Annotated in this window: 10 protein-coding genes; 1 reads left to right on the top strand and 9 read right to left on the bottom strand. The window is 70.7% G+C overall.

What is annotated here, in order from left to right; all coding sequences use genetic code 11:
- Nucleotides 1-42: 42 nt before the first annotated feature.
- The 9 genes from cysC to I8N67_RS39805 all read right to left on the bottom strand — a co-directional run bounded on the left by cysC (nucleotide 43) and on the right by I8N67_RS39805 (nucleotide 9309).
- A complete protein-coding gene (gene cysC / locus I8N67_RS39835; protein ID WP_200309191.1) occupies nucleotides 43-627 on the bottom strand; it encodes an adenylyl-sulfate kinase in 585 nt (194 codons plus the stop codon).
- A 77-nt stretch (nucleotides 628-704) separates the two neighbouring features.
- Nucleotides 705-1460, bottom strand: a complete 756-nt coding sequence (locus I8N67_RS39830) for a phosphoadenylyl-sulfate reductase (RefSeq protein WP_234047014.1) — start codon at nucleotides 1458-1460, stop codon at nucleotides 705-707.
- Nucleotides 1457-1636: a hypothetical protein gene (locus I8N67_RS43525; RefSeq protein WP_234047013.1), complete on the bottom strand. Its 180-nt coding sequence runs from the start codon at nucleotides 1634-1636 to the stop codon at nucleotides 1457-1459. Before I8N67_RS43525 ends, I8N67_RS39830 begins: the two co-directional genes overlap by 4 nt.
- A 145-nt stretch (nucleotides 1637-1781) precedes the next feature.
- Complete coding sequence (locus I8N67_RS39825; RefSeq protein WP_200309190.1) at nucleotides 1782-3473, bottom strand: nitrite/sulfite reductase; 1692 nt, start codon at nucleotides 3471-3473, stop codon at nucleotides 1782-1784.
- Between the two features lie 170 nt (nucleotides 3474-3643).
- Nucleotides 3644-3727: a putative leader peptide gene (locus I8N67_RS44820; protein WP_309474722.1), complete on the bottom strand. Its 84-nt coding sequence runs from the start codon at nucleotides 3725-3727 to the stop codon at nucleotides 3644-3646.
- 92 nt (nucleotides 3728-3819) lie between these two features.
- Nucleotides 3820-4398, bottom strand: coding sequence for a GNAT family N-acetyltransferase (locus I8N67_RS39820; RefSeq protein WP_200309189.1), 579 nt, complete (start codon nucleotides 4396-4398; stop codon nucleotides 3820-3822).
- A 62-nt stretch (nucleotides 4399-4460) separates the two neighbouring features.
- Entirely contained in the window at nucleotides 4461-5810 is a 1350-nt protein-coding gene (locus I8N67_RS39815) for a hypothetical protein (protein ID WP_200309188.1), read from the bottom strand.
- A gap of 157 nt (nucleotides 5811-5967) precedes the next feature.
- Complete coding sequence (locus tag I8N67_RS39810; protein ID WP_200309192.1) at nucleotides 5968-7296, bottom strand: helix-turn-helix domain-containing protein; 1329 nt, start codon at nucleotides 7294-7296, stop codon at nucleotides 5968-5970.
- 354 nt (nucleotides 7297-7650) lie between these two features.
- Nucleotides 7651-9309, bottom strand: a complete 1659-nt coding sequence (locus tag I8N67_RS39805; RefSeq protein ID WP_200309187.1) for an acyl-CoA dehydrogenase family protein — start codon at nucleotides 9307-9309, stop codon at nucleotides 7651-7653.
- A 760-nt stretch (nucleotides 9310-10069) separates the two neighbouring features.
- Between I8N67_RS39805 and I8N67_RS39800 the strand changes: the two genes are divergently transcribed.
- Complete coding sequence (locus tag I8N67_RS39800; RefSeq protein WP_200309186.1) at nucleotides 10070-10585, top strand: GNAT family N-acetyltransferase; 516 nt, start codon at nucleotides 10070-10072, stop codon at nucleotides 10583-10585.
- Nucleotides 10586-10591 lie beyond the last annotated feature (6 nt).

Here is a 10591-nt window from a genome sequence, read left to right as displayed (position 1 = left end):
ACGGGGTGTCGGTCTCCTCGGAGACGGCGGCGACGGTCGTCGTCATGCCAGACCCCTCTCGGTGAGCAGCTTGTGGACCAGGGCAGCGGACTCCGAAACCGTCTGGTCCTGCGACTCGATCCGCAGATCCGGTGTCTCGGGCGCCTCGTACGGGTCGTCGACACCGGTCAGCCCGGAGATCTCACCGGCCGCCTGCTTGGCGTACAGCCCCTTCACATCGCGTACGGAGCAGACCTCGACCGGCGTCGCCACATGCACCTCGACATACGCGGCACCGCTCGCCGCGTGGCGCTTGCGCACGCCCTCGCGGCTGTCGGCGTAGGGCGCGATGACAGGCACCAGCGCCTTGACGCCGTTGCGGGCGAGCAGGTCGGCGAGGAAGCCGATGCGCTGCACGTTGGTGTGCCGGTCGGCGCGGCTGAAGCCGAGGTCGGCGGTGAGGAACTCGCGGATCTCGTCGCCGTCGAGCACCTCGACGAGGTGGCCGTCCTCGCGGAGCCGGCTCGCGAGCTCGTACGCGATGGTGGTCTTGCCGGCACTCGGCAGACCCGTGAGCCAGACGGTGGCTCCGGTGGCTCCGGTCGTCACTGGGTTCTCCTGGTTCTTCACAGGCACGTGGTTCGTCACGGGGACGGGGTTGTCGGTGGTCTGAGCGGCCTCAGCCGCCACGGTGTTCTCAGGGGTCTCGGCAGGTGCTGCGGCGGTCACAGGTGCAGCCCGCACTCGGTCTTGGCGTTGCCCGCCCAGCGGCCGGCGCGCGCGTCCTCGCCGTCGGCGACCCGGCGGGTGCAGGGGGCGCAGCCGACGGAGGCGTAGCCGTCCATGAGCAGGGGGTTGGTGAGCACGCCGTGCTCGGCGACGTACGCGTCCACGTCGTCCTGGGTCCAGCGGGCGATCGGCGAGATCTTGACCTTGCCGCGCTTCTCGTCCCAGCCGACGACCGGGGTGTTCGCCCGGGTCTCGGACTCGTCGCGGCGCAGACCGGTCGCCCACGCGTCGAACCGGGTCAGGCCTTCTTCGAGCGGCTTGACCTTGCGCAGGAAGCAGCACAGGTCCGGGTCGCGGTCGTGGAGCCTGGGCCCGTACTCGGCGTCCTGCTCGGCGACCGTCTGACGCGGGGTGATCGTGAGGACATTGACATCCATCACGGCCTCGACCGCGTCCCGGGTGCCGATGGTCTCCGGGAAGTGGTAGCCGGTGTCGAGGAACACGACGTCCACGCCGGGCCTGGCCCGGGAGGCGAGGTGCGCGACCACCGCGTCCTCCATGGAGGAGGTCACGCAGAAACGCTTGCCGAAGGTGTCCGCGGCCCACTGGAGGATCTCCAGCGCCGGGGCATTCTCCAGATCGCGGCCGGCCTGCTCGGCGAGCGCCCTGAGCTCGGCGCGCTTCGCCGTCTCCGGGTCGGCCGCGTCCGGCAAGGACGCGGACGTATCGGAATCCGCCTGGACGGTAGTCATATGTGATCCCCTCCACTGTCGGCTCGCTGAAGCCCCCGGGACAACAGCCCGAGGAACTTCAACTGGAAGGCTCGATTGCAGGCCCCGCATTCCCACGCCCCATGACTTTCTTCGTTGGGGCGCAGGTCCTCGTCACCGCAGTAGGGGCAGTAGAAGGGGGCGGCTCGCTCGCTCATGACAGCGACTCCCCCTTTTTTGCGGCTCGGTTCGCCTCCGGGGCGCTCCAGCCTCCGTCGACGGCCGACCGTGCTCGACCGCTGCGCGGCCTCCGCGCGCTCAGCCTCACAACGGAGGCGCGCTCCTTCGGCTCACTCGCCCGACTCACGACAACGCCTCCTCAGAAGCTCGCGCGGCCCAGGTGGCGAACCGCTCGCCGTCCTCGCGCTCCTCCTGGAACCGCTTCAGCACGCGCTCGACGTAGTCGGGCAGTTCCTCGGAGGTGACCTTCAGGCCGCGGACCTTGCGGCCGAAGCCGGCCTCCAGGCCGAGCGCGCCGCCCAGGTGCACCTGGAAGCCCTCGACCTGCTCGCCCTGGTCGTTGAGGACGAGCAGCCCCTTGAGACCGATGTCCGCCACCTGGATACGCGCACAGGCGTTCGGGCAGCCGTTGATGTTGATGGTGATCGGCTCGTCGAAGTCCGGGATCCGGCGCTCCAGCTCGTCGATCAGGGCGGAGCCGCGCGCCTTCGTCTCGACGATGGCGAGCTTGCAGTACTCGATGCCGGTGCAGGCCATCGTGCCGCGCCGGAACGGGGACGGGTTCACCCGGAGGTCCAGCGCCTCCAGGCCCGCGACGAGCGAGTCGACCTGGTCCTCGGTGACGTCGAGCACGATCATCTTCTGCTCGACGGTGGTCCGGACCCGGCCCGAGCCGTGCGCCTCGGCGAGGTCGGCGATCTTCGTGAGCATGGTGCCGTCCACGCGGCCGACGCGCGGGGCGAACCCGACGTAGTACCGGCCGTCGTTCTGCGGGTGCACACCCACGTGGTCGCGCCAGCGCGCCACCGGCTGGTCCGGCGCGGGGCCGTCGATCAGCTCGCGCTTGAGGTACTCGTCCTCCAGGACCTGGCGGAACTTCTCCGTGCCCCAGTCGGCGAGCAGGAACTTCAGGCGGGCGCGGGTGCGCAGCCGCCGGTAGCCGTAGTCACGGAAGATCGAGATGACGCCCTCGTAGACGTCCGCGACCTCGTCCAGCGGCACCCAGGCGCCGAGCCGCTGCCCGATCTTGGGGTTGGTGGACAGACCGCCGCCGACCCAGAGGTCGAAGCCGGGGCCGTGCTCGGGGTGGCGGACACCGACGAAGGCGATGTCGTTGATCTCGTGCGCCACGTCGAGCAGCGGCGAGCCGGAGATCGCGGACTTGAACTTGCGGGGCAGGTTCGAGAAGTCCGGGTTGCCGATGATCCGCCGGTGGATCTCGTCCATCGCGGGGGTGCCGTCGATGATCTCGTCCGCGGCGATCCCGGCGACGGGCGAGCCGATGATCACACGGGGGGTGTCACCGCAGGCCTCGGTGGTGGAGAGCCCGACGGCCTCCAGCCGCTCCCAGATCTCGGGCACGTCCTCGACCCGGATCCAGTGGTACTGGACGTTCTGCCGGTCGGTGACGTCGGCCGTGCCCCGCGCGAACTCCTGCGAGATCTCGCCGATCACCCGAAGCTGCTGAGTGGTCAGCCGACCGCCGTCGATCCGCACCCGCAGCATGAAGTACTTGTCGTCCAGCTCCTCCGGCTCCAGGATCGCGGTCTTGCCGCCGTCGATCCCGGGCTTGCGCTGGGTGTACAGCCCCCACCAGCGCATCCGGCCGCGCAGGTCGTTGGGGTCGATCGAGTCGAAGCCGCGCTTCGAGTAGATCGTCTCAATGCGTGTCCGCACATGGAGACCGTCGTCGTCCTTCTTGAACTGCTCGTTGCCGTTGAGCGGGGTGAAATGTCCCGCGGCCCACTGTCCTTCGCCACGGTGACGGCTCACCTTGCGGCGGGGCGTGGCGGAGTTCTGCGGGGTGGCGGCCATGGTTTGTACGTCCTTCGGGACAGGCGTGGAAGCGGCTCTGACCTGCGCATACGCGCGAATACGGCACACGGGGGACGTGTGCGGCACCGGCGCGTCATTGCGCTGGTTGAATACAGAGGGGGGTGCGGCGCTGTTGCCCGGGGCCCATGAGACCCCTCGCAGGTGGGGCGTCAGCTCACCGGACAGATGGCGCTGGACATGCGGCCGAGGTCGACGTGGCGCCGACTCACCAAGGCAATTCCAGTTCCAGACATGACGGAAGCGTGTCACGGCTCTTTAGACCGAGTCCACCGTCATCCATATTCCGGACAAGGTTGTCTCGCATGGCGAGACGGTGTGATGTGGGTCATGGTGTGGAAGTGGCTGCCGGCCAGGGGCCCGGCGCGGTGGCGTCCGGCTCCACCGTCACCTTCGTGTCGAACAGCTTGAACCCCCGCCGCTGGTAGTTCGCCATGGCGTGCTCCCCGTCCCGCGTGCAGGTGTGCAGCCAGACCCGCTTGGTCGGCGGCAGCCCCGGCCACCGCTCGGCGAGGTCCCAGGCTCGGGCGGTCCCGTACGACAGGAGGTGCCCGCCGATGCGCCGCCCCCGGAACGCCGGGATCAGCCCGAAGTACCCGATCTCCACGACACCGTCGTCCTGCGGCTCCAGCTCGGCATAGCCGGCGGGCGTGCCCCGGTCGTATGCGACCCAGGTCTCCACGCCGGGCCGGTCCAGATGCTCCCGCCAGCGGTCGTACGACCACGAGAGCCGGTCGATCCACAGGATGTCGCCGCCGACGGAGGCGTACAGGAAGCGGCTGAACTCGGGGGAGGGGACCTCGGAGCGGACGACACGGACGTCGTCGCCGTCGGGTGCGGCGGCGGGAAGCAGGTCGCTGGGCGAGGTCTGTTCCAGGGACCAGGTGGTGACGGTGCTGCTGCTCATGCCGCCAGGGAATCATGGGCCCGGCCCGGCAACCAAGGCCGGGCCGGACTTCCTGACACGGCTTAGCCCAGTGAGCTGTCCACGTCCGACAGTCGTACCGAGTACAGCACCCGCTCGGGGATCGGGCCGCTGAGCGTCCACAGCTCGTCGGTCTCCGGCGAGTAGGAGAGGGAAGCGGTGTGCAGCCCCCAGCAGGCGTACGACGTGGAGCCCGTGCGCTCGCCCGGGCACTTGGCGGCCCTGGCCCGGTTCTCGTCCTGACTCCACAGGGTGCCGCGCGCGTCGCGCTCCTCGGCACCCTGACCGACGTACCAGTTCCCCTGGTGGGAGAAGGCGCCCCGGACACCGGCGGCCTCGGTCTCGTACGCCTCCGTCGGGGCGACGCCGCCGTGCCGTCCGGTGGTGAGCAGGCCGGTGCGGTCGGCGACGGTGTCGAGGCCGTAGCGCCAGATGCGGGCGTGCTGCTCGCGGCTCGGACCGAACCACTCGTTCGCGACGACGCTGGGCGGCGTCGACGTCCGGTCCAGGGTGAGCGAGCCGAAGCAGGGCACCCCCTCGTTGTCACGGGCGTCACAGGAGCCGCCCGAGGCCGGGGTGTAGGAGGCGATCGCCGGCATCGCGTACCGGTAGTGATGCGCCGACCAGCCGTCCTCGACCTCGCCGATCGCGTCACTGTCGGTCACATCGGCCCGGAGGAGCCGGCCGAGGTCGAACACGTACAGGGAGTCGTCCCGCCGCCCGGTGCTCTCGGCCCCCTGGGCGGTGACGATCAGCTTGTCCTCGTACCAGACCATCCCGCCGAGCCGGGACCGCACCGCCTCGAACCCCTTGCCGTCGGCCTGCGGCATGACGAGGAGGACCCACCGGTACTTGAGATTGCCCGGATCGCGGGCGTCGACGAAGGCGACCCTGGCGAGCCCCTCTTCGCCGGTGACGCCACTGCCGTCGTCTCCGGCGTGTGTCCAGCCGGAGAGGATGACCTGGTTGTTCCGGGAGGTGGCGACGGACCGGGGGAGCCACTTGGCGTTGGCCGCGTCGGCCGGGTCCCAGCAGTACGCCCGGCTGACCGCCGGCTCGACGGGCAGGGACGCCTTCTCGGTGGCGTAACAGTCCGATTCGTCCCGCATCACATGGTTGGCGCTCGTCAGTACGTCCTCGACGCCGACGCTGCCGCCCATCTCGGTGGTGAGGTTGTCCAGGGCGGTCTCGTCGGTGAGGGACTCGCGCAGCTGAAGCTCGCGCAGCTCGGCGGAGGAGGTGATCGAGGACAGACCGCCGGGCGTCTCCCCGCCGGCCGCCTGTGACGTGCTGATCAGGGTGGCCGCCGCCGTGAGCGCCAGCGCGGTCCCCGCCAGAGACGCGCGCAGCGCACGCCCCCTTCTACGTCGACGATGCCTACCGCGGTGCTTCATTGAACCTCCCGGGGCGGCCAACTGCCTACCGAAGTCAGGACATTGACAGAGGGGCAGGTGGGGCGGCCGTGCAAGGGATGCTACGGCAGTGGGACACGTGTCACGCCGAGGACGCGGGAATTGCAGGGAGATCCCTCACTCTCCGGCCATGATCCGTTCACCGGAGGGGGGTGCCGTCCCCGTGCTCCAACGCCGGTTCCTCCCAAGGCTGTCCCCCCGGCGTCACTCTCCGCGCCCGCATGACGCCCGGTGCCATCGAGTACGGCAGGAGGTCCAACGGCGTGGGGGGCAGGAGGACTTCGACGTCCGCGCGTTCGGTGAAACGGTACGGCCGGTGGTCGAGGAGGGCGCCGAGGTAGCGGCGTACGCGGGACATCTCGGCGCGCACGGTGACGGTGCGGGCGGGGTCGCCGAACATGTCGTCGGCGAGGGCGGAGGCGCTGCGGCCGCCGCGGTGGAGGGCGAGGAGGTAGAGGAGTTCGGCGTGGCGGGGGGTGAGTTCGTGGGTCCAGGACCCGGCGCAGTCGGTGACGGTGACGGTCCAGCGGCGGGCGTGGGAGACGTCGAGGGCGATGTGGGTGACGGCGGAGGCGGGGGCGGGCTCCGCGGTCGGGCGTATCAGCCAGCCGGCGGGCAGCGGGTCGACGGCGCACAGCCCGAGGGCCGGGAGCCGGCACCGACCGGGGGAGAGGGACTTGGGGAGGGCGACGCGGCTGGTGTACGGCATGCCGGTCACCGCGGCCGTCCAGCCGTCCTGGTCGACGGCGATCGCGCGGCCGCCGATACGGGCCAGTACCGGGGCCGCCACCGCGCGCAGCTGTTCGAGGGAGGTCAGGTGCAGGTCCCGCAGGTGGGCCTGGGCGAGTTTGGCGACCGAGTCGACCAGGGCGAGCGTGGCGGGGTGCAGGGTCTCCAGGGGGCCGCTGATGTCCACCGCGCCGAGCAGACGGCCGTCGCGCGGATCGGTGATGGGGGCGCCGGTACAGGTCCAGGGGTGCAGGGCGCGGACGAAGTGCTCGGCGGAGAAGACCTGTACGGGGCGGCGGGAGACGAGGGGCGTGCCGACGCCGTTGGTGCCGACGGTCTCCTCGCGCCAGTCCGAGCCGATCCCGAGACCCTGCCCGTCGGCCTTGCGGAGCACCGCCGGACTGCCCTCGCGCCACAGCACCCGGGCGTCGGCGTCCGCCACCATCATGATGTGCTGGGTGGTGTCCGCGAGGGAGAGCAGCCCCTCGCGCAGGACCGGCAGGATGTGCCGCAGGCGGGTGCTCCGGCGGCGCCGCTCGACCTCGTCGTGGCCGAGGAGGTCGGACCGGAAGTCGTGGTCGGGATCGATGCCGCTCTGGACCGTGCGGCCCCAGGACTCGCGGATCGCGGGGCGCGGGGCGGGTTTCGGCCGTCGGCCGTCGAGCACGGAGGCACGTACCTCGCCGAGGACCCGTGCCGCCCGGGCGGCGTCTGTGGCGGTGAGCCGCGTGACTTCCATCGGCGAGTGCGGCACTCGTTCCTCCCCGGCAGGCCGGTCCGCCCCACGGCCCCTGGTGGCCGTGGAATGTCCGGATCTGCGTAACGGCGTTGACTGCGGGCTTCATAGTCTGCCGCTCTTCGGCCACGGAGGGGCACACTCCGGCCACAGAGCGCAGACCACTTGCAACCCCCTGCAACCCTGGCGAACGGCCCTGGGCTGTTTGAAACTTGTTCAACGCCGCCCCGCGCGGCGGGTGCGCTCGGCTCAGAAGGGCCGGAGGAGCGGGGGTGGTGCCGTGTCGGCGCGGCACCACCCCCGTGTCGTACCACCCGAAAGAGAGCGCCCCCTGTTTCGGTGTGCGTTCAGCCCGGCTCAGCTCACCGGGCGGGCCCGTGCCACCACCGACGCCAGGTCCAGCGTGTGCGGCAGCGTGCCGAATGCCGTGCCCCAGTCGCCGCCCAGCCGGGAGGCGCAGAACGCGTCGGCGACCGCCGGGGGCGCGTACCGCACGAGGAGCGCGCCCTGGAGGACGAGGGCGAGGCGCTCCACGAGCCGGCGGGCGCGGGCCTCGATGCCGTTCAGGTCGGCGAGTTCGGTCAGCAGTCCCTTGATGGCGCCGTCGAGCCGGTGGTCGGCGCCGCGGGCCCGGCCGACCTCCCGCAAGTAGGCGTCGAGGGCCCCCGGTTCACGCTGCAGGGCCCGCAGTACGTCCAGGGCCTGGACGTTTCCGGCGCCCTCCCAGACGGAGTTGAGCGGGGACTCGCGCAGCAGGCGGGGCATGCCGGAGTCCTCGACATAGCCGTTGCCGCCGAGGCACTCGGAGGCCTCGGCCACCGTCGGGGTGCAGCGCTTGGTCACCCAGTACTTGGCGGTCGGCACCGCGAGCCGCAGGAACGAGCGTTCGTTCTCGTCGCCCGCCTCCGCCGCGTCGCACGCCGCGGCCACCCGCATCGCCAGCGTCGTCGCCGCCTCCGACTCCAGGGCGAGATCGGCGAGGACATTGCGCATCAGCGGCTTGTCGACCAGCCGGCCCCCGAACGCCTCCCGGTACGTGCAGTGGTGGATCGCCTGCGCCACCGCCTGCCGCATCAGCGCGGCCGCGCCCAGCGCGCAGTCCACCCGGGTGGCGGCGACCATCTCGATGATCGTGCGCACCCCCCGGCCCTCCTCCCCGACCCGGCGCGCCCACGTCCCGTCGAACTCGACCTCGGCGGAGGCGTTCGACCGGTTGCCCAGCTTGTCCTTCAGCCGCTGGAGGCGGAACACGTTGCGCGTGCCGTCCGCCAGCACCCGGGGCACCAGGAAACACGTCGGACCCCCTTCTCCCTCGGAGGGGGCGGCCTGCGCCAGCACCAGGAAGCCGTCCGACATCGGCGCCGAGCAGAACCACTTGTGACCCGTCAGCTCGTACGTCCCGTCCTCGGCCAGCGGCCGCGCGGCGGTCGTGTTGGCGCGTACGTCGCTGCCGCCCTGCTTCTCGGTCATGGCCATCCCGAAGAGCGCGCCGGCCTTCCGGTCGGCGGGCCGCAGATCCTGGTCGTAGACCATGGACGTGAGCCGGGGCTCCCACTCGGCGGCGAGCGCCGGGTCCGTGCGCAGGGCGGGTACCGCCGCGTGGGTCATGGACAGCGGACAGCCGTTGCCTGCCTCGACCTGGCTCCAGAGGACGAAACCGGCCGCGCGCCGCACCTGACCGCCGGGCCGGGTCCAGGCCGCCGTCAGCCCCGCCGAGACGCCCTTGCCGAGCAGCCGGTGCCAGGACGGATGGAACTCCACCTCGTCGATCCGGTTGCCGTACCGGTCGTGGGTGTGCAGCTTCGGCGGATTCTCGTTCGCCAGCCGGCCCCACTCCTGCACCTGTGCGGAGCCCGCCGAACGGCCGAGCCCCGACAGGTCCGAGCGCGCCTCGTCCAGCAGCGCCGGGTCCAGATGCCGGTCGACCGCCTCCGCCAGGGCCCGGTCGGCGGTGAAAACGTCGTAGTCCACCAGAGGCGGAGCCTGATTGGTCACTTCGTGCGGGCTGGCTGCCATGACTGGAACTTACCGCTCCGCGAAACCGAGGGGCGACACGCCGCAACGGCCGGCCCGCCCCCCGGGCCCGCCGCGCGGAACCGTTCAACAGGCCTTGATCCCGTCCGCCCTGTTGTCGTTGCGGTCACCCACGTAGGAGCTCACGGACGGCGCTCCTCCCTCTGTCCACAGGAGCTCCCAGTGGTCCCCGGCCCAGTTGTGGACCGTGCTCTTCGTCCCCTTGGTCTGGTTGTTGTGCCAGGAGCTCGCCTCGTCGCTGAAGCCGTAGTCGCCGAGATCCTGGATGTAGCCGCAGTCGGCGAACGCCAGCCGGCGGCCCTCCCAGTTCTTGCCCTCGTAGAGACAGGTCCAGGTTTCCCTGTCAAGTTCTTGTGTTCACGTTCTGTGCCCCCTCTTCTTGGTGGCGCGCAGTGGCGGCCGCCGAAGGGTTGGGGCGGCCATCCGACGGACGGGATGAACAGTTCCTATAACCTCGCGCTTTCATGAACCAGCGGACCTGTGCGTGACCAACATGCTTAGGAGTGCTTTGACCTGGGGCGATAGGGCATTCATGGGCGCTGATGGTCAGTAGGAGGGCATCACTCCCGAGGTGAAGACAAGTAGCGGGTGACCATCGGCTGGCCGTCGACCCCGGGAGATTCCCGACAGTTCTCCAGGGGCCGAGCCGTGGGGCAGGCGTCCCGCGACAAAACGTCTTGCCGATCTGCAAATGGTGGCCTATCGTCGGTCGGCCCGCGCCACTCCCATCCAAAGGCCGTTGATGTCTGTCCGCCCCGCCGTCGCCAGCGACGCTGACTTTCTCTGGCGCATCCTGCTCGAGGCATACAACTGGAACGGCGAGCAGCGCTTCACTGCCTCGCAACTCGCCGCCGAGCCACACGCCTCGCGCTACCTCGTCGGCTGGCCCCGCAGGGACGACTTCGGGGTCATCGCAGAGACCGACGCTGGCGAACCGATCGGTGCGGTCTGGGCACGGCACCTCCCCGAGAGTGAGCCCGGATACGGCTTCGTCGCTCCCGACGTCCCCGAACTGACCCTCGGCCTGTTGCCCGAACACCGAGGCCGCGGGCACGGCCGCGCCCTGATGGAGGCGCTGATCCAGGCCGCCGCCGAGAGACCGACCCCGGTCGCCCGGCTCAGCCTGAGCGTCGAGGACGGCAACCCTGCCGTGCACCTCTACACCGCCCTCGGCTTCATCCAGGTCGGGCGCAACGGCAACTCGGACACATTGGTTCTGGACGTCCAGACCTGCCCCACGCCACTGAGCATTCCTTGATTTCCG

The organism is Streptomyces adelaidensis, from assembly GCF_016598475.1.
GTDB lineage: Bacteria > Actinomycetota > Actinomycetes > Streptomycetales > Streptomycetaceae > Streptomyces > Streptomyces adelaidensis.
The sequence above is the reverse complement of the archived record's forward strand: the minus strand, read 5'-3'. Positions and strand labels throughout refer to the sequence as shown.

What these genes read in the sequence shown, in the direction of transcription:
- I8N67_RS39830 (WP_234047014.1), bottom strand. Translation starts at nt 1,460, where the DNA reads ATGACTACCGTCCAGGCGGATTCCGATACGTCCGCGTCCTTGCCGGAC.
- I8N67_RS43525 (WP_234047013.1), bottom strand. Translation starts at nt 1,636, where the DNA reads ATGAGCGAGCGAGCCGCCCCCTTCTACTGCCCCTACTGCGGTGACGAG.
- I8N67_RS39825 (WP_200309190.1), bottom strand. Translation starts at nt 3,473, where the DNA reads ATGGCCGCCACCCCGCAGAACTCCGCCACGCCCCGCCGCAAGGTGAGC.
- I8N67_RS44820 (WP_309474722.1), bottom strand. Translation starts at nt 3,727, where the DNA reads ATGTCTGGAACTGGAATTGCCTTGGTGAGTCGGCGCCACGTCGACCTC.
- I8N67_RS39820 (WP_200309189.1), bottom strand. Translation starts at nt 4,398, where the DNA reads ATGAGCAGCAGCACCGTCACCACCTGGTCCCTGGAACAGACCTCGCCC.
- I8N67_RS39815 (WP_200309188.1), bottom strand. Translation starts at nt 5,810, where the DNA reads ATGAAGCACCGCGGTAGGCATCGTCGACGTAGAAGGGGGCGTGCGCTG.
- I8N67_RS39810 (WP_200309192.1), bottom strand. Translation starts at nt 7,296, where the DNA reads ATGGAAGTCACGCGGCTCACCGCCACAGACGCCGCCCGGGCGGCACGG.
- I8N67_RS39805 (WP_200309187.1), bottom strand. Translation starts at nt 9,309, where the DNA reads ATGGCAGCCAGCCCGCACGAAGTGACCAATCAGGCTCCGCCTCTGGTG.
- I8N67_RS39800 (WP_200309186.1), top strand. Translation starts at nt 10,070, where the DNA reads ATGTCTGTCCGCCCCGCCGTCGCCAGCGACGCTGACTTTCTCTGGCGC.